General features: G+C 60.6%; 30 protein-coding genes. 12 read left to right on the top strand and 18 right to left on the bottom strand.

All coding sequences use genetic code 11. The features are described 5' to 3' along the window. The 3 genes from MOV61_RS16560 to MOV61_RS16550 all read left to right on the top strand — a co-directional run. A partial coding sequence (locus MOV61_RS16560) for a MarR family winged helix-turn-helix transcriptional regulator (protein WP_247137363.1) occupies window positions 1-294 on the top strand: 294 nt, incomplete at its 5' end. A 55-nt stretch (window positions 295-349) separates the two neighbouring features. Then, a complete protein-coding gene (locus MOV61_RS16555) occupies window positions 350-595 on the top strand; it encodes a type II toxin-antitoxin system ParD family antitoxin (RefSeq protein WP_247137362.1) in 246 nt (81 codons plus the stop codon). 113 nt (window positions 596-708) lie between these two features. Beyond that, the gene (locus tag MOV61_RS16550) at window positions 709-1056 is read left to right on the top strand and encodes a hypothetical protein (protein WP_247137361.1); all 348 of its coding nucleotides are present in this window, start codon (window positions 709-711) and stop codon (window positions 1054-1056) included. 67 nt (window positions 1057-1123) lie between these two features. Here the strand turns inward: MOV61_RS16550 and MOV61_RS16545 are convergent, their stop codons facing one another. Then, a complete protein-coding gene (locus MOV61_RS16545; RefSeq protein ID WP_247137360.1) occupies window positions 1124-2653 on the bottom strand; it encodes a diguanylate cyclase domain-containing protein in 1530 nt (509 codons plus the stop codon). A 226-nt stretch (window positions 2654-2879) separates the two neighbouring features. Here MOV61_RS16545 and MOV61_RS16540 point away from each other — a divergent pair, with 226 nt between their 5' ends. Both MOV61_RS16540 and MOV61_RS16535 read left to right on the top strand, forming a co-directional pair. Further along, a complete protein-coding gene (locus MOV61_RS16540; RefSeq protein ID WP_247137359.1) occupies window positions 2880-4259 on the top strand; it encodes a TIGR03808 family TAT-translocated repetitive protein in 1380 nt (459 codons plus the stop codon). Window positions 4260-4364: 105 nt separating this feature from the next. Next, the gene (locus MOV61_RS16535) at window positions 4365-5024 is read left to right on the top strand and encodes a glutathione S-transferase family protein (protein WP_247137358.1); all 660 of its coding nucleotides are present in this window, start codon (window positions 4365-4367) and stop codon (window positions 5022-5024) included. A gap of 4 nt (window positions 5025-5028) precedes the next feature. Here the strand turns inward: MOV61_RS16535 and MOV61_RS16530 are convergent, their stop codons facing one another. After that, window positions 5029-5925 (bottom strand): LysR substrate-binding domain-containing protein, encoded by an 897-nt coding sequence (locus MOV61_RS16530; RefSeq protein ID WP_247137357.1) that lies wholly within the window; start codon window positions 5923-5925, stop codon window positions 5029-5031. A gap of 101 nt (window positions 5926-6026) precedes the next feature. Here MOV61_RS16530 and MOV61_RS16525 point away from each other — a divergent pair, with 101 nt between their 5' ends. Continuing rightward, the gene (locus tag MOV61_RS16525; RefSeq protein WP_247137356.1) at window positions 6027-6227 is read left to right on the top strand and encodes a hypothetical protein; all 201 of its coding nucleotides are present in this window, start codon (window positions 6027-6029) and stop codon (window positions 6225-6227) included. Window positions 6228-6305: 78 nt separating this feature from the next. Here MOV61_RS16525 and MOV61_RS16520 read toward each other — a convergent pair whose 3' ends face one another. Together MOV61_RS16520 and MOV61_RS16515 are read right to left on the bottom strand one after the other, a co-directional pair. Further along, on the bottom strand, window positions 6306-6938 hold the full coding sequence (locus MOV61_RS16520; RefSeq protein ID WP_247137355.1) for a glutathione S-transferase family protein: 633 nt from the start codon (window positions 6936-6938) through the stop codon (window positions 6306-6308). A 67-nt stretch (window positions 6939-7005) separates the two neighbouring features. Then, entirely contained in the window at window positions 7006-7362 is a 357-nt protein-coding gene (locus tag MOV61_RS16515) for a DUF4406 domain-containing protein (protein ID WP_247137354.1), read from the bottom strand. A gap of 126 nt (window positions 7363-7488) precedes the next feature. Between MOV61_RS16515 and MOV61_RS16510 the strand changes: the two genes are divergently transcribed. Then, a complete protein-coding gene (locus MOV61_RS16510) occupies window positions 7489-8244 on the top strand; it encodes a DeoR/GlpR family DNA-binding transcription regulator (protein ID WP_247137353.1) in 756 nt (251 codons plus the stop codon). A gap of 18 nt (window positions 8245-8262) precedes the next feature. On the opposite strand, the gene MOV61_RS16505 is transcribed toward MOV61_RS16510, so the two are convergent. Beyond that, a complete protein-coding gene (locus tag MOV61_RS16505) occupies window positions 8263-8907 on the bottom strand; it encodes a hypothetical protein (protein WP_247137352.1) in 645 nt (214 codons plus the stop codon). Between the two features lie 24 nt (window positions 8908-8931). After that, window positions 8932-9939 carry an asparaginase gene (locus MOV61_RS16500; RefSeq protein ID WP_247137351.1) on the bottom strand — a complete coding sequence of 336 codons (1008 nt, stop codon included), beginning with the start codon at window positions 9937-9939 and terminating at the stop codon, window positions 8932-8934. Between the two features lie 94 nt (window positions 9940-10033). Between MOV61_RS16500 and MOV61_RS16495 the strand changes: the two genes are divergently transcribed. Continuing rightward, window positions 10034-10771 (top strand): DUF3750 domain-containing protein, encoded by a 738-nt coding sequence (locus MOV61_RS16495; protein ID WP_247137350.1) that lies wholly within the window; start codon window positions 10034-10036, stop codon window positions 10769-10771. 73 nt (window positions 10772-10844) lie between these two features. Here the strand turns inward: MOV61_RS16495 and MOV61_RS16490 are convergent, their stop codons facing one another. The 8 genes from MOV61_RS16490 to MOV61_RS16455 form a co-directional block, all read right to left on the bottom strand. Further along, window positions 10845-10991, bottom strand: coding sequence for a DUF1127 domain-containing protein (locus MOV61_RS16490; protein ID WP_007751079.1), 147 nt, complete (start codon window positions 10989-10991; stop codon window positions 10845-10847). A 603-nt stretch (window positions 10992-11594) separates the two neighbouring features. Then, window positions 11595-11876 carry a helix-turn-helix domain-containing protein gene (locus MOV61_RS16485; protein WP_038540835.1) on the bottom strand — a complete coding sequence of 94 codons (282 nt, stop codon included), beginning with the start codon at window positions 11874-11876 and terminating at the stop codon, window positions 11595-11597. Between the two features lie 13 nt (window positions 11877-11889). Next, entirely contained in the window at window positions 11890-12201 is a 312-nt protein-coding gene (locus tag MOV61_RS16480) for a type II toxin-antitoxin system RelE/ParE family toxin (protein ID WP_038540832.1), read from the bottom strand. A 36-nt stretch (window positions 12202-12237) separates the two neighbouring features. Beyond that, window positions 12238-13236 carry an NAD(P)H-quinone oxidoreductase gene (locus MOV61_RS16475; protein ID WP_247137349.1) on the bottom strand — a complete coding sequence of 333 codons (999 nt, stop codon included), beginning with the start codon at window positions 13234-13236 and terminating at the stop codon, window positions 12238-12240. Between the two features lie 102 nt (window positions 13237-13338). Next, complete coding sequence (locus tag MOV61_RS16470) at window positions 13339-15144, bottom strand: bifunctional diguanylate cyclase/phosphodiesterase (RefSeq protein WP_247034220.1); 1806 nt, start codon at window positions 15142-15144, stop codon at window positions 13339-13341. Window positions 15145-15318: 174 nt separating this feature from the next. After that, window positions 15319-15867 carry an HdeD family acid-resistance protein gene (locus MOV61_RS16465; protein ID WP_247137348.1) on the bottom strand — a complete coding sequence of 183 codons (549 nt, stop codon included), beginning with the start codon at window positions 15865-15867 and terminating at the stop codon, window positions 15319-15321. Window positions 15868-15957: 90 nt separating this feature from the next. Beyond that, window positions 15958-16266, bottom strand: coding sequence for a HigA family addiction module antitoxin (locus tag MOV61_RS16460; RefSeq protein ID WP_247137347.1), 309 nt, complete (start codon window positions 16264-16266; stop codon window positions 15958-15960). Window positions 16267-16274: 8 nt separating this feature from the next. Continuing rightward, window positions 16275-16571, bottom strand: a complete 297-nt coding sequence (locus tag MOV61_RS16455) for a type II toxin-antitoxin system RelE/ParE family toxin (RefSeq protein ID WP_247137346.1) — start codon at window positions 16569-16571, stop codon at window positions 16275-16277. Between the two features lie 155 nt (window positions 16572-16726). Between MOV61_RS16455 and betC the strand changes: the two genes are divergently transcribed. The 3 genes from betC to betA all read left to right on the top strand — a co-directional run bounded on the left by betC (window position 16727) and on the right by betA (window position 21614). After that, window positions 16727-18250: a choline-sulfatase gene (gene betC / locus MOV61_RS16450; protein WP_247137344.1), complete on the top strand. Its 1524-nt coding sequence runs from the start codon at window positions 16727-16729 to the stop codon at window positions 18248-18250. Window position 18251: 1 nt separating this feature from the next. After that, window positions 18252-19715 (top strand): betaine-aldehyde dehydrogenase, encoded by a 1464-nt coding sequence (betB, locus tag MOV61_RS16445; protein WP_247137343.1) that lies wholly within the window; start codon window positions 18252-18254, stop codon window positions 19713-19715. A gap of 246 nt (window positions 19716-19961) precedes the next feature. Beyond that, the gene (gene betA / locus MOV61_RS16440) at window positions 19962-21614 is read left to right on the top strand and encodes a choline dehydrogenase (protein ID WP_247137342.1); all 1653 of its coding nucleotides are present in this window, start codon (window positions 19962-19964) and stop codon (window positions 21612-21614) included. Here betA and MOV61_RS16435 read toward each other — a convergent pair whose 3' ends face one another. The 4 genes from MOV61_RS16435 to MOV61_RS16420 form a co-directional block, all read right to left on the bottom strand. Continuing rightward, window positions 21615-21992 (bottom strand): type II toxin-antitoxin system VapC family toxin, encoded by a 378-nt coding sequence (locus MOV61_RS16435; RefSeq protein WP_247034215.1) that lies wholly within the window; start codon window positions 21990-21992, stop codon window positions 21615-21617. It lies immediately after the preceding gene. After that, entirely contained in the window at window positions 21986-22201 is a 216-nt protein-coding gene (locus tag MOV61_RS16430) for a ribbon-helix-helix protein, CopG family (RefSeq protein WP_080719124.1), read from the bottom strand. The genes MOV61_RS16435 and MOV61_RS16430 overlap by 7 nt, the downstream gene beginning before the upstream one ends. A 126-nt stretch (window positions 22202-22327) precedes the next feature. Then, window positions 22328-23686 carry an AcvB/VirJ family lysyl-phosphatidylglycerol hydrolase gene (locus MOV61_RS16425; RefSeq protein ID WP_247137341.1) on the bottom strand — a complete coding sequence of 453 codons (1359 nt, stop codon included), beginning with the start codon at window positions 23684-23686 and terminating at the stop codon, window positions 22328-22330. Then, the gene (locus MOV61_RS16420; protein WP_247137340.1) at window positions 23683-25002 is read right to left on the bottom strand and encodes a phosphatidylglycerol lysyltransferase domain-containing protein; all 1320 of its coding nucleotides are present in this window, start codon (window positions 25000-25002) and stop codon (window positions 23683-23685) included. The genes MOV61_RS16425 and MOV61_RS16420 overlap by 4 nt, the downstream gene beginning before the upstream one ends. 284 nt (window positions 25003-25286) lie before the next feature. On the opposite strand from MOV61_RS16420, the gene MOV61_RS16415 reads away from it, so the two are divergent. Next, window positions 25287-26036, top strand: a 750-nt coding sequence (locus MOV61_RS16415) for a chloride channel protein (protein ID WP_247137339.1), incomplete at its 3' end; no start/stop codon positions are given.

Below are 26036 nucleotides of genomic sequence, written 5' to 3'. Positions count from 1 at the left end.
AGCCGGCTGGTGGCCGATCTCGTCGCCCGCGGCATCCTGCGCCGCGACGCCTCCCAGGCGGACGGCCGCCGTTCGCTGGTCGTGCGCACCGAACTGGGCGACGGCCTGCTGGCCGAGATCCGTTCCGTCAAACGCTCCCTGCTGGCACGTGTCCTGGAGGACTGGCCGGAAGACGAACTTCACACATTCTCGCTGCTGTTCGAAAAATTTGTATCGAGTTACGAAGAGGTCTTCGTGACGCCGGAAAAATCGCCGGACGACGCGCTCTCCGAGGCGTCTCCGCCAATGGCGTAGATTGCGCATAAATTGTACTCCAGTATAATTTCGGGTAGAGACTGGAGGCACGCGCATGAATGTTTCGATAGGTCCCCGCTGGGAAAAATTCATCGAGGAAGCCGTACAGGACGGTCGCTACGGCTCGGCCAGCGACGTGGTGCGCGAAGGCCTGCGACTGGTGCAGGAGCGCGAATCGAAGCTTTCGGCATTGAGGGAAACCCTGCGGCGGTCAATCGAGGCCGGCGGAGACGTCAGCGAGGAGGAACTCGATGCTTTTCTGGAAGCCGAATTCGAAAAGCTTGCCAAGGAAGGCTTTTGATTGCGCCAGCTTCGCCATCTCGGCAGCGCTCGCTTAGATTTCGCACAGATCCAAGCCTATATTACGCGAGAAAACGGCAACCCAGCCACGGGACGTGGCTTTGCGAGGCAAGTATGACGTTCCGCAAGCCCAGCCTCATCGAAATGATCGTCCAAGCATTTCTTTGTGCTTACCTCCTGATGCTCGTCGTCGATTACTTCGTAGCCTCGAAGGCGTCTGCATGCTGGCCAAACCCCGATAATACGCAGGGGTGCTATCCTTGGGGAGCGGAGGGCCTTTCCTGGACCTATGCGAACAAGGGAATCTACCTGGGATCATTGTTGGTCTGGGATGGTATCGTCGCGACGGCTATTTTTTCGCCCTTCGCTATGCCGGGTATTTGGACCGGACTGTTTGCCATCGCGATTATTCTTGCCGCAGGATTCTACAGCGCAGAATGGGTGACAAGGTTCTTGCTATAGCCGCTCCTGGCAAGATCAAAGCCGCACTCTTGAATGTCCGACACGGGGCCGTTTTTGGGCTTACGTTCTAAATGCCGAGGCCGTCGCCCGGCACATGCGAGACCCGCAGGCGGTCTCGGCCCAGATCCTTGGCTTCGTACATGGCGCGGTCGGCGCGGGCGAGCAGTTCTTCCGGCGTATCGCCATCCTGCGGGAAGAAGGCGACGCCCATGCTGCAGGTGGCGGTGACGCTCTGGTCGTCGATGACGATCGGCTTCGAGATCGCGGTTCGCAATTCCTGAAGTCGGCGCATCAATCCGAGTTCGTCGTGACTGACATTGCTGAAGACGATCGCGAACTCGTCGCCACCAAGGCGAACCAGAAGATCGGTGACGCGGACGCAGTTGACCATGCGCCACGACAGCGTTTTCAACACCTCGTCGCCGGCCGCGTGACCCAGCGTATCGTTGATCTGCTTGAAATTGTCGAGGTCGAGATAAGCGACCGTGACCTTGCGTTTCTCGCGGCGGGCTTCATGCAAGGCGCGGCTGAACTGCGCCCAGAACAGCGTCCGGTTCGGCAGGCCGGTCAGCGGATCGTGATGGGCCATGTGGTGAATGCGCTCTTCCGAGCGGGCGCGCTCGATAGCGATGCCGGCAATGTCGGTCGCCATCGCGGTCAGCTCGAGTTCGAGCTCGGTCGGTTCGCGCGGCGCGTCGGAATAGAGCCCGAACGTGCCAAGCACCCGCCCGTCAGCGCCCATGATCGGCGTCGACCAGCAGGAGCGAAAGCCGAATCTCAGCGCCAGTTCGCGATAATTGTCCCAGAGCGGATCGGTCAGCACGTCCTTGACGAAGACAGGTTCGCGCCGCCAGGCGGCGGTGCCACAGGAGCCGACCTTCGGGCCGATCTCGATGCCATCGATCAGTTTCACATAGGCCGGCGGAAGGCGTGACGCCGAGCCGTGACGCAGCCGGTCCGTACCTTCTTCGAGAAACAGGACCGAGGCCGTGACGTCGTCCAGCTCATCCTCCACCGTTTTGACCAGCGCATCCAGAACCGCCGTCAAAGGCTGGCCGCGAGCGATCATCTCGAGAAGACGCGCATGGCCGTGCCGGCGGTCGTCCTGGCGCTTGCGCTCGGTAATGTTGCGGGAAATGCCAACCAGGCCGACGACCTGGCCGTGAACATCGCGCAGCGGCATTTTGGAAGTGGTAAGCCAGAGCACACGGCCATCGCCGAGCTTGACGCGCTCCTCGCGACCGTCGATCGCCACGCCGGTCGACATGATCTCCTGTTCGACCAGAAACAGTTCGCGTGCGGTTTCAGGATCGAGAATATCGAAATCCGTCTTGCCGATCAGGTCGTTGCCTTCATGCAGCTTGCTGCTGCGGCCGGCTGCGGCATTGGCAAAGACGAAGCGGCCGCGACGGTCCTTTACGTAAATGAAGTCCGGGAGCTGATCGAGAAGGGTACGGGTTTCCAGTTCGAGCGTGACCAGGGCAACGTCGAGGTCGATATCGCTGTCGGTGGAAACGCGCAGGAGACGGCTGCAGAGCTCGTCGAGCGGATCGGGGGCAAACGTCAAGGGCATGCTATGCGACATGGGTCCCGCCATCCGAGTGCCTCCTTTTCATTTTCAACAGAAAATACGCGGGAACTCGCGCCAATTGCCCTATAGCATGACGGAGAATTCCTTATCGTTGCTTAAAATCATCGTGAAATTGCCATGATTGAAGCTTGGGCAGAAGTCTTTTTACTGAGCTGTCCAAGACTTTTAGCGTAATAACAATATAAAGGACTGGCATAGAAAATGCTTTATTGACGCCAGGAGGAGGCGCTGGATGATTTCGAGACGGGCGGCGTTGACGATGATCGCGGGTGCGGCGGCTGCCGGAACCTTGCCTCCCCGCGTTTTCTCCGCCCCACAAGGCTTTCCGTCGGTCGATCTGCGCGGCTCGATCGATGCCGGTGCGCATGGCGTCACCCCTGACGGTGGAGACAAGCAGAACCGCAAACTCGCAGAGATTATCGCCAAGGCGGCGCGCCAGAACATGCCGGTCTTCCTGCCGCCCGGAAACTACCCGGTGTCCAATCTCGACCTGCCCGAAGGTACGCGCATCACCGGCGTACCGGGCGCGTCGCGGCTCGTCTATTCCGGTGACGGGCGGATGCTCAGGGCCGACGGCGCACGCCGCATCGAGCTTTCCAACATCGTCATCGACGGAGCGAACCGCCGGCTCGACGACCAGAGCCCGGCGCTCGTCCATATGCGTGGCATCGGTGAGATCGTCATCGACAATTGCGAGATCATCGGTGCCCGCAAGACCGCCGTGCAATTCGAGCGCTGTGGCGGGCGGATCGAGCGGAGCCGGATTTCCGGCGCCGCAGAATATGGCCTCTATGCGGTCGAGGGCACTGGACTTTCGGTCACCGGCAATACGGTCTCCGACTGCGGCAATGGCGGCATCCTGATCCATCGGTGGACCAAGGGCGCCGACGGCACGATCGTTTCCGGCAATCGTATCTCCCGGATCGGCGCCACCAACGGCGGCACCGGTCAGTATGGCAATGCGATCAACCTGTTTCGGGCCGACAACGTGATGGTCATCGGCAACCAGATCTCGCAATCGGCCTTTTCGGCGATCCGCGCCAACAGCGCCTCGAACGCCCAGATCGCCAACAACACCTGCCTCGCCTCCGGCGAGACCGCGATCTATGCGGAATTCGCCTTCGAGGGCGCGCTGGTCTCGGGCAATATCGTCGACGGCGCGGCGAACGGCATTTCGGTCGTCAATTTCAACGAGGGCGGCCGGCTGGCGACCGTCGCCAACAACATCGTCCGCAACCTGAAGCCCACTGGCCCCTATGTGCTCGACGAAGCGATCTTCGGCGTCGGCATCAGCGTCGAGGCGGATACGGCAGTGACCGGCAATGTCATCGAGAATGTACCGCTCTGGGGCATGGCGCTCGGTTTCGGGCCGTACCTGCGCAACGTGCTCGTGAGCAACAACATCGTCCGGCAGGCGAAGGTCGGCTGCGCGGTGACCGTGGTCGAAGGGGCCGGCAGTGCGCTGATTTCCGGTAACCTGTTCGAGGCGATGAAGGACGGCGCGGTGATCGGTCACCGCTGGAAGACACCTTCCACGGCAGAACTCGGCCGAGGAGACGAGCAGGCCCAGGGATTCAAGCATTTGACGATCGAGAACAACCGGATTGTTTGACCGCATGATTCATCGAAAACTTTCATAGCAGTCCAATGCGGATTGGTCTTCCGTTTTGCGCGCCCTGCCCATAGCTTGCGGCCTGCATTTCAGGAGGGACATTGAATGCTGAAAATCTATGGTGTTTACCGCTCGCGCGCCACGCGGCCGCTCTGGCTTATCGAAGAGCTGGGTATTCCTTTCGAACATATTCCGATCATCCAGGGTTATCGCCTGCCCGAGCCGATGGCATCGGGCGCACCGGTCAACACGCTGTCGCCGGAATTCCTGAGCGTCAACCCGATGGGCTCGATCCCGTCGATGGACGACGACGGTTTCGTGCTGCACGAATCGCTCGCCATCACGCTCTACCTCGCCCGCAAATACGGCGGCGAGCTCGGCCCGAAGGATATCGCCGAGGAAGGCCAGATGGTGCAGTGGTCGCTGTTCGGCGCGACCAGCATCGAGACCCCGGCGCTGAAGATCTCCGCCACGATCGCCGGAGGCCGCGCCGAGACCGAGGAAGGCAAGGCGGATATCGAAGTGGCGGCCCGCACCCTGAAGCGGCCGTTCGACGTGCTCGAAAAGCACCTGTCCAAGAACGGCCACATGGTCGGCGGCCGCTTTACCGTGGCGGACATCAATGTCGGAGAAGTCGTGCGTTATGCGCAAGGATATGCGCCGCTGTTCGACAGCCGCCCGGCGTTGAAGGCGTGGATCGAGGCTGCCCAGGCTCGCTCCGGCTTCAAGGCAATGTGGGACAAGCGCACCGCCGAACCGGCGTAACGCTTTAATCCCGGCTTTTCGTGAGCGGCGGCAGCTCCGTCTTCAGCCACTCCCGGAAAGCCCTCACCTTCGCCGGCATCCTAGCGCCGGCGCGGGTGACGAGATAATGCCCCATGCCGGTATGTGCCCGGATCGCAAACGGTTCGACCAGCCGCCCCTGTTCCAGCGCATAGGTGGCGAGCGTATGCCAGGCGAGCATCACGCCCTGCCCCGCAATCGTTGCATCGAGGCAGAGCGAGGCGTCGTTGAACACATGGCGCGTCGCCATGCCGGCGCCGGACAATCCCGCCTCGTTCAGCCAGATCTCCCAGGAAAACATCGAGGGGCCGTCGATGATCGCTGGCAGTTTCAGGATATCCTTCGGCTGCTTCAGCTTTTCGGCCAGCGCCGGGGAGCAGACCGGAAACACCGTCTGCTCGATCAGCAGCTCCGCATCGACGCCCGGCCAGGTGCCTGGCCCGACGCGGATACCGAGATCGATATCGTCTACGCCAAGGTCCGCGAGCCTGGTCGTTGCATCCATGCGCAGGCGGATTTCCGGGTGCAGGCTCGAGAACCGGTCGAGCCGGTGGACGAGGAACCGGGCTGCAAACACAGGCGCGACGGAAATGGTCAGCAGCGCATCATCCTGCCGCCGACCGATCGCCACCGCTTCGGATAGCGCGTGAAAACCTTCGGTCAATCGCGCCAGCATGGGGCGGGCCGCATCGACCGGCATCATGCCCTTCGGCAGGCGTTGAAAGACCGGCTGGCCGAGTTGGGCCTCGGCCTTGATGACCTGTTGGCTGACGGCACCGACCGACACGCCGAGTTCGTCGGCAGCCGCCTGCAGCGAGCCCAGGCGCCCGACCGCCTCCAGCGCCCGCAAGCCGTTGAGATGCACGAGGTTGAGATTTGTCATATAGATTTTCTATAGTCTTCTTCTCAAGAATTCAATTGAAAATGGGAGCAAAAGAGCCGATATTGCCGTTGCAAATGGTAACAATTTGCGAGGTAACGGTCATGGTACCGCTGAAGATTTTCTTGAACCTGAAGGCTTGGTTAGAAACGCCCGAAACATTGACGGACTTGCAGTCGAACGACCCGTTCCGTCATCCCGACATCCGCGCGATGGACCTGCGGCAGCTCGCCGACCTGCCCTTCCCGCGCCCGCTTCGCGCTGACACGAATCGCAACAACGCGCCTCTCGCGAAATGCGCCTGATGCTCACATGATCCGCGTCCCCGAGGGGCGGATCATGTGGCTGACGTGAACCCGTATTTAGGCCGCCGTCTTCCGGCGTTAGACCGCGGTCGCGGCAGCCTGTTCGGCCAGGGCGCGCTGAACGGCGGGACGCTGTTTCATCCGCTCGTAGTGCGCATTGACCTTCGGAAAATCCGCACGGTCGAGCTTCATGTTGGCGAGCCAGTCGGTCATCAGGTAGAGATAGGCGTCGGCGACCGAATAGGTTTCGCCGAGCACATAGGGACCTTCGAGCAACGAGTCCTCGATCACCTGAAAACAATCGTGAAAGACTTTTGGTGCCTTGGCGGCCATGTCGTCGAAGGAGGACTGGTTGTCCGCCCAGCGATAACCGCGGCGCCAATGGGCGTAGGCGACATGCACCGTCGAGGCGATATAGGCGTTGAACGCCTGCATCTTGCCGAACAGGAACGGGTCGTCGAGCGGCGCCAGCTTCGCCTCGGGTGCGGCATGGGCGATGAAGGCGAGGATCGCAACGGACTCGGTGATGATACCCCGGTCCGTTGCGAGTGCCGGGACGCGGCCCTTGGGATTGATCTTCAGATAGGCTTCCGACTGCTGTTCCTTGTCGGCGAATTTCACCCATTTGATCTCGTAGGGAAGACCGGATTCGGCAAGCGCGATGTGGCTGGCCAGTGAACAGGCGTTGGGCGAAAAGAACAGCGTGTACATGAAAATCCTCCTTTGGACCGCGCCGTTCTAGCACGGTTTTTTCAGGTTAGAAGTCTCAAACCAGCGATCAACTGACGCCCGGCACATCCTCCAGCCGATGCCAAACCGGAATCCCGCGCTCGTTGGCGATCCGCACGTCGTTGTCGGCGCCCTTGGAGGCACCCGGCAGGCGCAGGACGCCCTCGCAGAGTTGCAGCAGACGACCGGCGACCGGGTGAAAGATCTCCTCGTAGAGGTCGTCGCCCACATGTTTTCCGCCGGCCGCATGCCAGACCGGCAGCGCCACCCATTCGCCGATCATCGGCACATGGCCGGCCTTGAACAGCGCATGGGACGGCGCTTCGAGCCGCGTGAGATTTTCGGCCATCTTCTCAGGGTCGTCTCCGGTGCCGGAGCGATAGGGGCCAGCGATCAAAATCAACATCTTCGTTTCTCCAAACTTGTCCGCGTTCATCGCGGAATTGCACGAATATGCCGAAATGCTTTACATCAATGGCATTTTCAGGCATGCTTGCGCTTATTCATGCAATTTCGTGCAGAGTCAAGAACCATGCTGACAAGCCAACGCAAGAGCCTCATCCTCGACATGCTGCGCCGGGAGGGGCAGGTCGTCGCCAAACGGGCGGCGGAAGAATTTTCGCTTTCCGAGGACACGATCCGGCGGGACCTTCGGGAAATGGCGGCGGAAGGGCTGCTGCGGCGGGTGCATGGCGGAGCGATGCCTGTCTCGCCCGACCTGCCGGATTTGTCCGCCCGGCGGGCGGTGTCGTCAGACGTGAAGCAGCGGCTCGGCAGGGCTGCGGCTGACATGGTGAAGCCGGGCCAGACGATCTTTCTGGACGGCGGCACGTCGACGGCCGAGATCGCCCGCGCCCTGCCCCGCGACTTTGCCTTCACGGTCGTCACTCACAGCCCGACGATCGCGGCGGAACTCGAACACCATCCGACAGCCGACGTGATCCTGATCGGCGGGCGGCTCTACAAACATTCGATGGTCGCGACGGGTGCGGCGGCGATGAGCCAGATCGCGCTGATGCGGCCGGACATCTTCTTCCTCGGCGTCACCGCCGTGCATCCGGCCCGCGGACTTTCGACCGGCGATTTCGAGGAGGCGGCGATCAAGCGCCATATTGCGGCATGCTCGGCCGAGACGATCACGCTCGTCACGGAGGAGAAGCTGGATGCGGTCTCGCCGCATGTGATCATGCCGGCTTCGGCCTTGTCGGGGATGATCGTGCAAAGCGGCATCGATGAGGAGCGGCTGGTGCCTTACCGGGCGCTCGATATTGAGATTCTTGAATTCTGATAGATATCTTAAAAGGATTTACCTATCACGCGCGCTCACACCCTCGATGTCGATGAGCTTCCCCAATTGAGACAAACGCTTGCCTGGGAGATACGCATGCCCCATATCCGTTAATCCGCCTAACAATTGAATGAGCCCTGTCCGAAGTAAAGAAGCCGCGGCGCCATCCGACCTATAAAGCTCAAAATCGTGCTCTTTTTTCAGGATCTCCATGCATTCTACCCAGAATGTCCCAGACCGTTCTACTTTATAGTTTATTGCTTCTGCATGTTTATGGACTACTGCTAGGACGGCGATTTCATCCGATCTCAAACTCGCTATAATATCCGCCCACATGAGGAACTCGTCGGCATATAAGCTCTCTTCAGCAGCTTGACCCGCGATCACAGCAGCCAGAAATCTTAGATTTCTTTTCGCTGCCCCCTCTTCTGCCGCTCTCATGTATCGGAATATTATTGCTGCGGCCTCGTCCTCGGAAACCTCTTCAAGAAATCTATCTCCTTGGCGAAGCTCCTCGATCAGAATTTCCCTAGCTGTTTCGGCGCGTTTACGAAGAAGTCGCTGAAGCACCATTCCGCCGGCCACACTAAACGTCCCAGCCCCGGCTATCGCTTTCGAACTGAGATAGTCACTAACCAAAGCCGTTATTATCTCTAGCGCCACAGCGTGTTCCTTGAGTGTTTCGGTTTAAGCAAACAGCGCGTCGGTCACCCTCACGTCACCAACATGGATGCCGTTCCAGTTCTTCATCGGCTTGTTGGCCATCGCCATCAGCTTTGTGTGCACCTCGCCGCCCTTTTCGAAATAGCGGGCGATGAGGGCGAAGATCATCGCTTCGGCGGCGCGGGTGGTGCCGTCCTCGCATTTCACTGCCATGGCGATGCCCTGATCCGGAAGCGCGGCGACGAAGACGCCTTCGGCGCCGGTCTTGGCAAAAATCTTGCCGGGCGCGATTTCCATCAGTTTGGTGCAGGCCCGGTTGGTGCCGGCGACGTAAAAGGGCTCGGCCATGCAGGCATCCATCAGCCGGCGCGAAGCTTTGGCACGTTCGGCCGACAGGGTGTTGCCGGTCGCCATCTTTGCAAAACCGTGGGCGAGGCCCTTCAGCGGCACCGCATAAGTCGGGATCGAGCAGCCGTCGGTGCCGCAGTTCTGGTGGCCGATGATGGCGCCGGTAAGCGTCTCCATCGTGCCGCGGATTTCGGCCTGCAGCGGATGATCGTAATCGATATAACCCTTCAGATTCATTCCCGTGTGCACGCAGGTGCAGACGAAGCCGGAATGTTTGCCGGAGCAGTTGTTGTGAAGTGCCGTCGGCGCCTCGATGGTGCGGGCCTGATGGATCAGCACCGCCTGTTCCGAGGACCAATGGGCGCCGCATTCGAGCGCGCTGTCGTCGCGGCCGGCCTTGCCGAGCATCGAAGCTGCCATCGCCACATGCGCGTCCTCACCGGAATGGGAGGCGCAGGCAAAGGCGAGTTCCTTGTTGCCGAAGCCATAGGCATCCGCCGCACCGCTTTCGATGAGCGGCAGCGCCTGCATGGCCTTGCTGGCGGAACGGGGGAAAACATGCGCGTCCGCCTCCCCGAACGAAAACAGCACCTTGCCGTCACCATCGACGACCGCGCCGAGCCCGCGATGGCGGCTTTCGACCAGGTTGCCTCTAGTGACTTCGACGGTAACGGGGTTTTGCATGGTCTGTCCTGAAATTGCCGGTTTCAATGTGCCTATCGTCTGGCGATATCACAGGCTCTTAAACGAGTCCGGCGGGATTTTCATGGGGGGCCGTATGAAATCGGTTAAGCGGTTGTTTCTGGTCATCTTCATCGTCTACCTGGTTCCGACCTTCGCGTCGGCAGGATTGTGGGCGATCAAGGACCGGCCGTCGGGCTGGCGCGATGCGCGCTGGTCGTCGGCGGGCATCCTGCCGAAGCCTGAGACAAGCAACGAAGCGGCAATCTACGTCTTCTCGGCGACGACGGGAGGCCTGAAGGGCGCGGTCGCGAGCCATGCCTGGATCGTCTTCAAGGAAAAGGGCGCGAAAACCTATACGCGTTACGACAAGGTGGGCTGGGGCAGTCCGATCCGCCGTAACGGCTATTCGCCTGATGCCTACTGGTATTCCAACACGCCGCAGTTCGTCACATCGGTGACCGGCTCGAAGGCGGAACTGCTGATACCCAAGATCGAGGGCGCGATCGCGGCCTATCCTTACGCCGAACCGGGCGGCTATACGATCTGGCCGGGACCGAACTCCAACACCTTCGTCGCCCATGTTCTGCGCACCGTGCCGGAACTCGACGCCGTGCTGCCGCCGCACGCAGTCGGGCGCGACTATCTGCCGGACGGCGAATTCATCCATGTGGACGACGACTGGCGCGACATACATCTGACCGTGCGCGGCCTCATCGGCCTATCGGCCGGCCTGCGCAGCGGTTTCGAGGTGCATTTCCTGGGCCTGGTCGCAGGCCTCGATTTCGCCAATCCCGGCATCAAGGTGCCGGCGCTCGGACGGATCGGGATTTAAGATGGCAGCTATGCATGAAATGCAAAACGCCCGCGGATGCGGGCGTTCGACATAACTATATGTCAGATGGCGATCAGAAGCCGACGGCCTGACGCGCAACCCGGCGGATATCGCCCTGGGCGATGCCGAGATCGTTGAGTTCGCGCGGTGTCATACGGCCCAGTTCGGCAACCGTCTGACGATACTTGCGCCAATTGTTGAGAGTGCGTGCGACGTTCATGATGGTTCCCCTTTCCTGGGATTTTCGAAGCCCAGCTGCCAGTCCTTGGCGCTCTCGTTTGCTTCGATGACGCTTATATAAGCTCATCAAACGTGCACTGAAAGCGCCCACTTAGCAGGCCACCTATGCGAGGGGCGCATAGGTATTCTCATATTAGAAATAATGAAAAATGAAGAGCCGCCGGCCAGTAAAGCGGCTTTGAATGAAGGGCCATAAAATGGAAAAGGGCCGCTCGAGGCGACCCTTCCATGAGTTTGGTCCGGTTGAACGAACCCGGGGCGCTTCGTGAGCTCCCCGAAGGAAGATGAGGTTCAGGCCGAGGGTTGCCCCGTCAAGACCGCCACCTTTCCATTGCCCGTTACACAGACCGAAATCTCACTAGACATTGGATCACCTTCCTTTCACTACGTTGACGATGATTAAAAGGTAGGGGCCAAAGCCTGAGTCTGCAAGCCACGTTATATAAACGATCGCGAATTTAATTGAGTTGCGGAAGCGACCATCCGCCCCTAGAATTCGCCAGCTTTGATCGAGGCAGATTCTCCCCTTCAGCTCAACGTCACAACGATCTTGCCGATTTCCATCAGCTTGTGGGATCGGAGATCAGGCTGCGTCCGCGATATCCAGCCGGACGGAAAGCCCAACTTTCCCAGCCAATTCAACGAGTGCGTCCAGACTGAAATTTGCAATCCTGCCCCGCAGCAAGTCGTTCAGGCGCGGCTGAGTGATGCCGAGGCGAGCCGCGGCATCCTTCTGGGTCACATTCCAGTTCCGGACCTTCTGCTCGATCGCAATCAGCAGGGCCGAACGCATGGACATATTGGCCGCTTCCGCCGGGGTGTCTTCCAGTGCGTCCCAGACATTTGAAAAGCTCTGACGTTCCATAGGTCCAATCCAATCAGATCTGCCGCAGACGCGCGGTGGCGATATCCAGATCCCGCTTTGCCGTCTGCTGCGTCTTCTTCTGAAATGCATGCAGGACGTAGACGGCGTCCTCTATTTTGGTCACGTAGATGATGCGAAAAGCGCCCGCCTCGTCGCGGATGCGGATTTCCCGCACGCCCGCTCCGATCGTCGTCATGGGCTTCCAGTCGCTCGGCTCAAGGCCGAGTTGAATTTTGTGCAACTGGACGCCCGCTTCCTTACGGGCGACCTCCGGAAAGTCCCGCAGCTGCTCCAGGGCATCACCGAGAAAAACGACCGGCTTCATCACTTATACCAAAGCTGATATAATTTGACAAATTTGTCAAAGGGTCACCACGATCTTGCCGATATGGCTGCTGGTTTCCATCAGCTTGTGGGCTTCGACGACGTCCTCGAACGGCAGGACGGAGTGGATGACCGGGGCAACCGTTCCGTCCTCCAGGAGCGGCCAGACCTGAGCCAGAAGATCGTCGCGGATGGCGCGTTTTTCGTCCGCGGTGCGCGGGCGCATGGTCGAGCCGGTGACCGTCAGGCGCTTGACCATGATCGGTGACAAGTTGACCTTTTCGGCGATGTTGCCGCCGAGGAAAGCGATGATCGCCAGGCAGCCGTCCTTGGCGAGAACCGAGAGGTTCTTTTCAAGATAGGCCGCGCCGATCATGTCGAGCACGACATCGACGCCCCGGCCGCCGGTTTCCGCCTTGATGACCTCGGCAAAGTCCTCGGTCCTGTAGTCGATGCCTTTCACGGCGCCGAGCTTTTCGCAGGCCTCGCATTTTTCCGTGGAGCCGGCCGTCGCGTAGACCGTCGCGCCGAACGCTTTGGCGAGCTGGATGGCAGTGGTGCCGATGCCGCTGGTGCCGCCGTGGATGAGCACGCTTTCGCCTTCGGTCAGGCCCGCCATCTGGAACAGATTGGCCCAAACGGTGAAGAAGGTTTCCGGCAGCGCCGCGGCCTTGACTGCGTCAAAACCCTTCGGCCAGGGCAGCGCCTGGCCCGCCGGCACGACGCAATATTCCGCATAACCGCCACCGTTTGCGAGCCCGCAGACCTTGTCGCCGAGCTTGAATTCGCTAACGCCCTCGCCAAGCGCTACCACTTCGCCGGATATTTCCAGGCCGAGGATCGGGCTTGCATCCTTCGGCGGCGGATAGGCGCCCTTGCGCTGCTGCACATCGGGACGGTTGATGCCCGCCGCCTCGACCCTGACCAGGATTTCGCCCGGCCGCACCGCCGGCAGCGGACCGTTCGCGATGGTCATCACCTCCGGCTCTCCGAAGGACGGCAGATCGACGAAACGCATTTCGGTGGGAAGCGGCATGGAAGGACTCCTCTCAGAACCAGCCATCGACTTACGGCCGGCGTCGGGCACTGACTTAGGACAGTCCCCGGCTGATAGGAAGGCGGCGTTCCGCCGCCTAGGTCATTTTGTCTCGCCGAAACTCGCGAAAAACAGACCGGCTTCGTTTTCCTTGGCCTGCGCCTTGACGGTGGCGATTTCCGCACCAATGCGGCCGACATCGTCGAGCAACAGGCCCTGGGGCAGTTCAAGCACGCCGATCGAGCAGCGCAGCAACGGGAAATCCCGCTCCGTGCCGGAGCGGTCGTGACCGCGGATCTTGCCGGCAGCACGCTCTTCCGGGGAATAGAGTTGGACGACGTCGTCGTGGAAATCGGAGAGCAAGCGCCCGAGGATTTCATTGAGTTCCTCACGGGTCCAGTCGCAAACACCGATGAAGAAGTCGTCGCCGCCGACATGACCGAGGAAGTCGCCATCGGAGAAGAAATAACGCTTCACCAGGGCGGCAAACAGCGAGATCGCATGGTCGCCCATCTGGAAGCCGTAATGATCGTTGAACGGCTTGAAGTTGTCGAAGTCGCAATAACAGAAGAAGCGGGTCTCGTCGTCGTCGCGGCCGGTCTCCTGCATGAAATCGCGGATGGCGCGGTTGCCCGGCAGGCCGGTCAGCGGGTTCTGATCCTGGGCGATCTTCAACTGCTTTTCGTTGATGACCTTGATCAGCGAGGCGGCCGAGACGACCCCCGCATACCGCATGTTTTCGGTGAGGATGACGCAGGCGCTGTTTTCCATATTGGCAAATAGGGTCATCAGTTCCTCGGCTTCCGCATCCAGCCCGACGATCGGGGCGCGGTCGACGAAATGCGAGATCGAGCGTTCGTAGACCTTGTTCTTCAGGAGATCGCGGCCGAAGGGCTGATAGATATATTCCTTGAGATGGTATTCGTTGATGACGCCGCGCGGCTCGCCATTGGCATTCAGCACCGGGAAAAAGGCCTGGCGCGGATTGCGGCGGAACAGGTCGAAGACGCTGTCGATGCTCTGGTTCTCATAGACGGTCGGCAGGTGTTCGATCTGCTTGCGGATGAGGATTTCGTCGAGCGACTGACTGGAGCGACGGGTACGGCCGATATCGGCGAGATAGGGGAAGGACGGCTGCAGTTCGGACACGAAGGTCGTCGGCCGGGCAATGAACCAGCCCTGGACGAGATCGACGCCGTATTCGCGGCAGACGAGAAATTCCGCTTCCGTCTCGATGCCCTCGGCAATGACGCGGATGCCGAGCACGTGGGCGATGCTGACGATGTTCTTGACGAGGTGGCGCTTGCGCGGGTTCTTGTCGATGCCGGCGACGAAATGGCGGTCGATCTTCAGATAATCGACCGGATAGTCGCAGAGCAGTTTCATTTCGCCATGGCCGACGCCGAAGTCGTCGATCGCCAGCTTGAAGCCTTCCTTCCGCATCTGGGTGACCAGATCGGCGAATTCCGGCACGCTGGTATTGTCGAAACGCTCGGAGAACTCGAAGCAGACGGAGGACGGGGCGATATTCGCCTTGCGCAGGTGCTGCACGACCTTTTCGAGGAAATGTTTGCCGTGGCGGATCAGCCGGACGTCGAGATTGAGGAACAGCGTCTGGGACGAGAAATCCGGCAAGCTGGCGAATTTCGCCAGCGCCCGGGTTGCCATCATCTGTTCGAGTGCCAGAAGCTGGCTGGTCTCCTGGGCCTCATCGAGCAGTTCGAGCGGTGAGGAGAAACCGATCCGTTCCTGGCCGCGCAGTAGCGATTCATAACCGAAGACGGAACCGGTGCCGACTTCGACGATCGGCTGGAAGGCATTTTCCAGAACCAGTTTTGCCAGGGTGACAAGCTGATCGCTCGCATACCGGCGGAAAACGCCCGGTTCCAAGATGGCCGCAGACGACATTACTCATTACTCCACTGCGCAATGGCCTAAAACATGCCTAAAACACGAATGTCAGGTTCCCGGAAATTGGTCAAAAATACCTTTCCCGAACATGAAGCTTGGATGAAGGTTTTGTGACGATAAAAGGCATTTTTATGCGGTATTTGAAAGACTTAACCGCAACCTGAACGTGCTTCAGGCCTTGACCGCAAGCGCCAGCGCAATCAGTGCCCAGCCCTGTATCGTGAGATCGATCGCCAGGAACAGGCCGAGAATCCAGAGGGTGTTGACCGGCCAGCCGAAGGCGATGACGAGACCCGCAAGCCCTGTTATGACGCCGCCGAAAATGAACCATCCGGAACTTCGCATCGGCCGCATCTTGAGCCCGATCCAGAGGCGAAAAATGCCCGCGACGATCAGCGCCATCGCTATGAAGAAGGTAACGATGGCGGCGGTCAGCGCCGGATTCCAGAAGGCGAGCAGACCGGCAATGGTATAGAGGATGCCGCTTGCCGCCCAGAACAGGATATGATCCCAGCTTTTCACCTGGAAAGCATGGACGAGATAGGCGATGCCACCCGTCAGCATCATCATGCCAATGTAAAAGACCGACGCGACGGTCGCCACCAAGAGGTTGGCGAGGGCGAGAAAACCGAGGATCAGCAACAGAATGCCGAGGGCCAGAAACCAGCCCCACTTATCACGGACCGTCGCGACCGACGGCGTATCCAGACCAAACGTCATGGCCAACCCCCTTTTGCAAGAACCTCACCCGAACATTAAGGGATAAGATGTGGAGTAGGCTTGATCCGGGTCAACGGTCTGACAGGTCGATCATGCGGCATCGTGGAGCGGGCGGGCGCGCTCGATCCGCTCAAGCTCCCTGGGGTCGTGCATCGCTGCCCACAGATCGTTGCGCCGCTGGATATTCAGCCAAAAATCTGGACTGTTGCCGAACACCCGCGCCAGGATCAGTGCGGTCGGTGCGGTCACGCTCCGGCGGTCGTTGCAGAGTTCATTGACATGCTTGCGCTGCACACCCATGGCTTGCGCCAATGCTGCCTGAGTGAGGCGCATAGGTTCCATGAACTCTTCGACGAGAATTTCGCCGACCGTTACCGGTTTACGCGTGGTCGTCAGCATGCTGCACCTCACCTATAGCTATGGTCATCGAGATAAAGGTCACGGGCCTCTCCCTTGGCTCCGTCCCAACGAAATACCAGCCGCCATTGCCTGTTGATCCGTATCGAACAGAAGCCATCGAGATTGCCCCGCAGCTTCTCGAAATGGTTGCTCGGCGGCACCCGTAAGTCCTGATCCGTTGTTGAGTCATCAATCATCTGAAGCTTGCGAAACAGTCGGCTTTCTATGTCCGAGGGAATTTTCTTCGCGTGTGCGTCAACAACAAAAAAGTCACGAAGCCACTCGTCCCGAAAGCTGATAATCATCCGCCACTCCCCGTGAACCTATGTACCACCCTTCGGTACAAAACGTCAACGACGCGTTTTTGCGACAGGAAGGTTCGCAATCGCTTCTTGATTGCCAAGGCGATCGAAAATAACTCACTCTGGAGACCATGCCGCCCGCGAGGAAAATGCCTGCCATGACCAAACCCAATATCCTCATCGTCATGGTCGACCAGCTGAACGGGACGCTGTTTCCCGATGGGCCGGCTTCGTTCCTGCATGCGCCGAACCTCAAGGCGCTTGCCGCGCGCGGCGCCCGTTTTGCCAACAACTACACGTCCTCGCCGCTCTGCGCGCCGGCGCGTGCCTCGTTCATGGCGGGCCAGCTGCCGAGCCGGACGCGGGTCTACGACAATGCCGCCGAATATGTTTCGTCGATCCCGACCTTCGCGCATCACCTGCGCCGCGCCGGGTATTACACGGCGCTTTCGGGCAAGATGCATTTCGTCGGGCCGGACCAGCTGCACGGGTTCGAGGACCGGCTGACGACCGATATCTATCCCGCCGATTTCGGCTGGACGCCGGACTACCGCAAGCCGGGAGAACGGATCGACTGGTGGTACCACAATCTCGGCTCGGTGACCGGCGCAGGGGTTGCCGAAATCACCAACCAGATGGAATATGACGACGAAGTCGCCTTTCTCGCCAACCAGAAGCTCTATCATCTCGCCCGCGAGCGGGACGATGCGAAGCGTCGGCCCTGGGCACTGACCGTCTCCTTCACCCATCCGCACGACCCCTATGTGGCGCGGAAGAAGTTCTGGGATCTCTACGAGGATTGCGAGCACCTGCTGCCGGAGGTCGGGCCGATCCCGCTCGAAGACCAGGACCCGCATTCGAAGCGGATCATCTTTTCCTGCGACTACAAGAATTTCGACGTGACGGAAGAGAATGTCCGCCGCTCGCGAAGAGCCTATTTCGCCAACATCTCCTATATCGACGAGAAGGTCGGCGAACTGGTCGACACGCTGACGCGGACACGGATGCTGGACGACACGCTGATCCTGTTCTGCTCCGACCATGGCGACATGCTCGGCGAGCGCGGGCTGTGGTTCAAGATGAACTTCTTCGAGGGTTCGGCCCGCGTGCCGCTGATGATCGCCGGCCCGGGCGTGCCCTCTGCCCAGCATCTGGCACCGGTTTCCAACCTCGACGTGACGCCGACGCTCTGCGACCTCGCCGGCATTTCCATGGACGAGATCAAGCCCTGGACCGACGGCGAGAGCCTGAAGCCGATGATGGAAGGTGTTCCGCGCACGAGCCCGGTGCTGATGGAATATGCCGCCGAAGGCTCTTATGCGCCGCTCGTCGCCATCCGTGAAGGCAAGTGGAAATATGTCCATTGCCTGCTCGACCCGGACCAGCTGTTCGACCTGGAAAGCGACCCCAAAGAGCTCAATAACCTCGCCGACGATCCCCACTTTGCCGAGGTCGTCGCCCTGTTCCGGCGCCAGCGCGAGGAGCGGTGGGACATGGGCGCCTTCGATGCGGCGGTGCGCGAAAGCCAGGCCCGGCGCTGGGTGGTCTACGAGGCGCTGCGCAACGGCGCCTATTATCCCTGGGACCACCAGCCCTTGCAGAAAGCGTCGGAGCGCTACATGCGCAACCACATGAACCTCGACAATCTCGAAGAGTCCAAACGCTACCCGCGCGGAGAATGAGATGAAAGCCCAACCGATCGCCAGCCATTTCATCGACGGCGAATATGTCGAGGATACCGACGGCACCGTCATCGAAAGCCTCTATCCAGCGACCGGAGAGGTGATCGCGCGGCTGCATGCGGCAACGCCCGCGATCGTCGAGAAGGCAATTGCGGCGGCCAAGCGCGCCCAGCCGGAATGGGCGGCCATGAGCCCGACCGCCCGCGGCCGCATCCTCAAGCGCGCCGCCGACATCATGCGGGAGCGCAACCGCGAGCTTTCCGAACTGGAGACGCTCGATACGGGCAAGCCGATTCAGGAAACCATCGTCGCCGACCCGACTTCGGGCGCCGACAGCTTCGAATTTTTCGGGGGTATCGCAGCGGCAGGACTCAACGGCAGCTACATTCCGCTGGGGCAGGACTTTGCCTATACGAAACGGGTGCCTCTGGGCGTCTGCGTCGGCATCGGCGCCTGGAACTATCCGCAGCAGATCGCCTGCTGGAAAGGCGCGCCGGCGCTGATCTGCGGCAATGCCATGGTGTTCAAGCCCTCGGAAAACACGCCGCTCGGGGCGCTGAAGATTGCTGAAATTCTCATGGAAGCCGGGTTGCCGAAGGGGCTCTACAACGTCATCCAGGGCGACCGGACGACCGGGCCGCTGCTGGTCAACCATCGCGATGTCGCCAAGGTGTCGCTGACCGGCTCGGTGCCGACCGGCCGCAAGGTGGCGGCAGCGGCGGCCGGAAGCCTCAAGCATGTGACGATGGAGCTCGGCGGCAAGTCGCCGCTGATCGTCTTCGACGACGCAGACATCGACTCGGCGGTCGGCGGGGCGATGCTCGGCAATTTCTATTCGACCGGCCAGGTCTGCTCCAACGGCACCCGCGTCTTCGTGCAAAGGAGCATCAAGGAGACATTCCTCTCCCGCCTCAAGGCACGCACCGAAAACATGGTGATCGGCGATCCGATGGACGAGGCGACCCAGATCGGCCCGATGGTCTCCTTCGACCAGCGCCAGAAGGTGATGAGCTATATCGAAAAGGGCAAGGCCGAGGGTGCCACGCTCATCACCGGCGGCGGCATTCCCAACCACGTCACCGGCGAAGGTTACTACGTGCAGCCGACCGTGTTCGCCGACGTCACCGACGAGATGACGATCGCCCGCGAGGAGATTTTCGGCCCCGTGATGTGCGTGCTCGATTTCGACGACGAGGCCGAGGTGATCGCCCGCGCCAACGGCACGGAACTCGGCTTGTCCGGCGGCGTGTTCACCAGCGATCTCACGCGTGGGCATCGAGTGGCGGATCAGTTGGAAGCCGGGACGCTGTGGATCAACACCTACAATCTCTGCCCGGTGGAAATCCCGTTCGGCGGCTCCAAGCAATCCGGCTTCGGACGCGAAAATTCGCTGGCCGCACTGGAGCATTATTCGGAGCTGAAGACGATTTATGTGGGAATGGGCAAGGTCGAGGCGCCGTATTGATGTTCACCACGGCTGTCGTCGCGCAAGTCCGCCCCCCTCTGGCCTGCCGGCCATCTCCCCCACGGGTGGGGAGATTGGCTGGGGGCGCAGGCTTCCCCAGACAAAAAGCCGTGCCGACGGAAGCAACGTTTATGTGGCACGAAGGTCGAGCCGCTTGTGATCTCCCCACCCGTGGGGGAGATGGCCGGCAGGCCAGAGGGGGGCGGATAGAGCACGACCTCACGATAATGTCTGGAGAATACTGACATGCTTCAGGCAGATTTCGTCATCATCGGTTCCGGTTCGGCAGGCTCGGCCATGGCCTACCGCCTGTCGGAGGACGGCAAAAATTCGGTGATCGTCATCGAGGCCGGCGGATCCGATTTCGGGCCGTTCATCCAGATGCCGGGCGCTCTGGCCTGGCCGATGAGCATGAAGCGCTACAACTGGGGTTATCTTTCCGAGCCCGAACCGAACCTCAACAACCGCCGCATCACCGCACCGCGCGGGAAGGTGATCGGCGGGTCGTCGTCGATCAACGGGCTTGTCTATGTCCGGGGGCACGCCGAAGACTATAACCGCTGGGAAGAGCTTGGGGCGACCGGCTGGGCCTATGCTGACGTGCTGCCCTATTTCAAGCGCATGGAGCATAGCCATGGCGGCGAGGAAGGCTGGCGCGGCACGGACGGGCCACTGCATGTAAAGCGTGGGCCGGTGACCAATCCGCTCTTCCATGCCTTCATCCAGGCGGGCTCCCAGGCCGGTTTCGAGATGACGCAGGACTATAACGGCTCGAAGCAGGAAGGTTTCGGGCTGATGGAACAGACGATCCATAACGGCCGGCGCTGGTCCGCCGCCAACGCCTATCTGCGGCCGGCGCTGAAGCGCAAGAATGTCGAATTGATCTATGGGCTGGCGCAGAAGATCGTCATCGAGAACGGCCGCGCCGTCGGCGTCGAGATTTTTCGCCGCGGCGTCAGCGAGACGATCAAGGCCAACCGCGAGGTGATCGTCTCGGCCTCCTCGTTCAACTCGCCGAAACTGCTGATGCTCTCCGGTATCGGGCCGGCGGACCATCTGAAGGAGATGGGCATAGAAGTCACGGCCGACCGGCCGGGCGTCGGCGCCAACCTGCAGGACCATATGGAATTCTATTTCCAGCAGGTCTCGACCAAACCGGTATCGCTCTATTCCTGGCTGCCCTGGTTCTGGCAGGGCGTGGTCGGCGCACAATGGCTGCTGTCGAAGGGCGGCCTCGGCGCCTCCAACCAGTTCGAGGCCTGCGCCTTCCTACGCTCAAGCGCCGGGCTCACGCAGCCTGATATCCAATACCATTTTCTGCCGGTAGCAATCTCCTACGACGGCCGCGCGGCGGCGAAAAGCCACGGATTCCAGGTGCATGTTGGCTATAATCTGTCGAAATCGCGCGGAAGCGTGACGTTGCGATCGCCCGATCCCAAGACCGATCCGGTGATCCGCTTCAACTATATGAGCCATGCGGAAGACTGGGAGAAGTTCCGCTATTGCGTGCGGCTGACCCGAGAGATCTTTTCCCAGAAGGCATTCGACCAGTATCGCGGGCCGGAAATCCAGCCGGGCGAACAGGTCGAGACGGACGACCAGATCGACGCCTTCCTGCGCGAGCACCTGGAAAGCGCCTATCACCCTTGCGGCACCTGCCGCATGGGCCGCGCCGACGATCCGCTTGCCGTGGTCGACCCGGAATGCCGGGTGATCGGCATCGAGGGCTTAAGGGTCGCGGACTCGTCGATCTTCCCGCATGTGACCTATGGCAATCTCAACGGCCCCTCGATCATGACCGGAGAGAAGGCAGCCGATCATATCCTCGGCAGGACGCCCCTGCCCCGCAGCAATCAGGAACCCTGGGTCAATCCGCGGGCGATGGTGAGTGATCGGTGATCAGTGGCGCAGAACGTAAGGTACGCGAATTCCCGGCAGATTTGCAGGAAAGTCCTTCGTGTTCCTTGTGACGAGCAGCATTGAATGAATATCCGCGCTCGCCCAGATGATCGCATCGGGTAGCTTCATCTTATGCCTCTGGCGAAGAGCCACAGCCCGCTCGGCAACCGCATCGTCGAGCGCGATGATATTCAGAGCATTCAGGAATTCTCGGGTTGCCGCAGCAAGATGTGGAGGCACGCCGACGAGCACCTCCATCCACGTCACAATGCTGATGCATGGATTTCCGTATCGTTCAAATTCCTCACGCCCTTCGGGTACGGAGTTCAGATAATCGACAATAATATTCGTATCGAGAAGGGCGCTATCGCTCACCATTCACCGCGGACTTTTCGTTGAAAATCCAAGCCGTCCACGGCGCGATCACCCCACAGGCCAAAAGCTTCAGCTCTCTTTTGCTTGTCACTTTTTTGCAGAAAATCCCGCACAGCACGCTCGATCAGAACAGACCGAGATATGTTTTCCTTCTGCGCCAGACGGTCCAGTGCCTCGACTTCAGCTTCTGGCAACTCAACAACGGTCTGCAAGTCAGCCTCCACAGCCATGATTGATCGATAATACTAAAAATGATGCGACGAAACCAGCCTACAAGAACCGGATCCACCTGCCGCCAGCTACCACCGTCTCTTGAACGTCAGCCCCGCGATCGAACGTCAGTTGACGGCCATCAGCGCCACGGCCCTGTCGACGATCAGGCGGTTGAGGGCGCGGTAGTCGCCGTCGAAATGGTGGCCTCCTTCGCGGGCGAGCACCTGGGCGCCTGGGATTTCCCTGACGGCAGGGCAGCCGCTGTCCTTTTCCTTCAGCCCATAGATGCACTGGATCTTGGAGGGCTCGACCTTGCGCAGGTCGTCGACAGGATCACCGTGGCCGGTGCCGCGCATACCGAGCCAGCCGCCCACGTCGATCTCGAAATCCGCGTGATGCGACAGCGCCAGAAGCGAAACAAGCGTAATCACCCGCTTGTCGGCCTCCGGCAGAAGCCGATAGGTGGCCGGCAGGACATTGGCACCGAAGGAATATCCGATCAGCAGGACATTATCGACGTTCCACCGCTTTCGGTAGGAGGTCATGATCCGCGAAAGATCGGCGGCGGTCTGTTCCGGCGTCCGCTCGCTCCAGAAATAACGCAGCGCATCGACGCCGACGACCGGGATGCCCTCTTCCTTCAGATAGGCGCCGAGCTGCTGGTCGATATCGCGCCAGCCGCCGTCGCCGGAATAGATGATCGCCATCGTGTTGTGCTTCGGCGTCGCGTGGATCGGCACGATCGGCAGATTGAGCGGCGAAGCGGAATGGGCGAGCCTCCGGGCGATGGCCGATATATTCTCCAGCAAGGCGACATCCGCGCCCTCAGCCGTTTCGCGGAACTCGATCGCGGGATGGATCTCCTTTAGTTCTTCGGCATGGATGCGACCTGCCGCGTCGGCTGACGGACTGAAGACGACACGGATCGGATTGGGGAGGTCGCCTTCGGTCAGGCCGTAGACCGTGCCGCCGGGAACGGGCGTCTTGGGGGCCGGCGTGCAGAGAATGGTCGATAGCGGGATGGTGGTCTGGGGATCGATGGCGAGGGTCTCGGCGATCGTCGAATCCGGTGTCTGGGCGGCGATCGCGAGCGCCAGCGTCGCGCCGGCACCGATCCCTGCCACGACCGGCGGGTGATAGTTGGCAATGTCGGCCGAACGGTGCAGCTGATGCGACAGGGTCTCGATATCGGAGACCAGGTACAGGCAGTCGTCCCGCTCTTCTTCGAGCGCCGCATAATATCTGCGAAGATCCACGCCAACCACCAGCGCACCATGCGCGGTCAGCACCTCGGAAACCTGCTCTTCGCGATCCGTCCAGCCCTCGCCATCCGAAAGCAGCACCACGACGCCGGTCGCCTTGCCTTCGGGGAAGGAGATCCGGTCCGTCGGAAGGCTCTTGGTCTTCAGGGCCGGCTCGGAGACGATATTGAAGATGGCAGCGGCCAGCGTGATACCGGCAAAAACAATCGGCAGAAGCCTCATTTGCGAAGGATGCCCTTCAGCCCGCCACCGATCAACATGGTAATGTCGAGCATCGAAACGACCGGCATGCCGCGGCCGGAGACGACCAGATACCGCGGCTGCCATTCCGGATCGAACTTGGCCTTGAATGCCAGCACGCCCTGAAAATTATAGAAACGCTCGCCGCTCCTGAATATCCGTTCGCCCACATGGTTCCAGAGCGGCGCCTTGTTGTGGGTCGAGAGACCGGCAAGCGGCGCCATGCCGAGATTGAGCGTACGGAACCCTTGCGCCTTCATGTGCTCCATGATGCGCACGAAGAGCAGGTCCATCATGCCGCGATGGGTATCGGGAATATGCCGCATCAGGTCGATGAAGGCATCGCCGTCGGACGCGACCGAAAGGATATTGGCGAAGGCGACGATGCGGCCTTCGAGGCGGATGACCGCGACCGGCCCGGCCGCGACATATCGCGGCTGGAACGTGCCGAGCGAAAATCCTTTTTCGGCAGCGTTCTGGGCCTCGAGCCAGGTACTGGAAACGGCAAGCAACTCATCGAGGACAGCCGGCACGTCCTGCGGCTGCAGCATGGAGAATTGCAGGCCGTCGCGTTCGGCACGGTTGATGGACCGGCGCAGCTTCAGCCAGGCGCCGCCCTTGAGATCGAATTTGGTCAGATCGACGACCGCCTGTTCGCCGAGTTTGTAGGGCTTCAACCCGGCTTCGACGGTGACCGGCAGGAAATCCGGGGAGACCTGATAGAAAACAGCGCGGCAGCCCGCCTGGCGGGCATGTTCCATGAATTTCAGCGTCAGGCCGGACCAGGCCTTGCGACAGCCGACAGGGTCGAACAAGGCCACCCAGGAACGGCCCTGCTGGGCGTACATGATGAAAGCCTTGCCGCACTCGGAAAACAGGATCTTCTTGTCGCCGAGGCGCACCAGGCCGGCACTGGCATTCGGCTGGGTGGCGAGGATTTCGATGGCGCGGTCCATATCGTCGTTCGCCGGCGGCTTGCGGCAGCGTCGCGGGCGCCGCAGCCGGTTGGTGGCGAATGTGCCGATCAGCAGCGTCAGCGCCAGACCGGTCGGCGCATGAATATCGCTGTTCGACAGAAGCAGGCTCCAGCCGAGCCTCGCCAGGCTTTCCTCCAGGAAAAGATTGACGCCCAGCGAAACCACAAGCAGGGCCAGACCGAATGCCAGGAGAACGCCGGTATCTGGGGTAAGGCGGTCAATCAGTACCCTTCCCATCGACACGGCAGTTTGAGCAGAATGCTTTGCCGGCGAACCGGAAACCGGCTCGGAGGTGTCGTCGAGTTGGGCAAAATCTGCCATAGGTTACCCGTCACAGAAAGAACTTTACGCCAGCGTTCGTCAGGGCCTGCGCCCGTGAGGTTCATACCCGTTCATTGCAAATCAAAAATTGACGCATATCAATTTTGAAAAACTTTTCGTGATTAAGGTAAAAACGTCACGCAATAAATGCAATCCGGACGGTGTTTAGTTGAAAGATTACATCGTATTCGGTGTAACGGGTTTGAAATTATCGCCGCCAAAGCGAATAAGCGAATGCGAATATAGGTCTTCCCTCCATGACTACCCCCAATCGAAGGTCCAGGATGTTCCGCCGCTCCCGCGTCATGCGCGGCTCCTGGCGCGTCTGGAAGCCCCGGATCGTTTTCTGGATCGGCGCGATCGCGATCGGTGTCGTCAGCGTCGGCTTCGCCCGGGCCGCGGACGAAGCCCATCGGCTTTTCGATGTCCTGACCGGAACCGGGACCTACGGTTTGCTGCTGCCAATTGTTCTGACACCCGCCGGCTTTACCCTCTGCGCCTGGCTGGCGATCCGCGTGTTTCCGAACTCTCAGGGAAGCGGTATCCCGCAGGCAATCGCCGCGCGGCATCTCCATGACGATGCGGACAGGCTCGGACTGCTATCGCTGAAGCTTGGCGTCGGCAAGATCGTGCTGACCGTCGTTGGGCTGCTGTCCGGTGCTTCGATAGGGCGCGAAGGGCCGACGGTTCAGGTGGGTGCCTCGATCATGCTCGCCGCCGCCCGTTTCGGCGGAATGGCGCAGGCCCGGGGCCTTATTCTCGCCGGTTCGGCCGCCGGTATCGCCGCGGCCTTCAACACGCCGCTCGCTGGCATCGTCTTTGCGATCGAGGAGATGAGCCGCACCTATGAATCGCGCTCGAACGGCCTGGTCCTGACCGCGGTTATCGTATCGGGCCTCGCGGCGCTCGGGCTGGTCGGCAGTTATACCTATTTCGGCGAGACCTCGGTCATGGCGGCGTCACGCCTCGACTGGGCGATGGTGATCGTCTGCGGCGTCTGCGGTGGAGCGCTCGGGGCCGGCTTCAGCGCCGCT

The sequence above is a fragment of the Neorhizobium sp. BETTINA12A genome (assembly GCF_023006485.1).
In the GTDB taxonomy this organism is placed as follows: Bacteria; Pseudomonadota; Alphaproteobacteria; order Rhizobiales; family Rhizobiaceae; genus Neorhizobium.
Note: the sequence above shows the minus strand (reverse complement) of the source record. Positions and strands in the feature narration are given on the sequence as shown.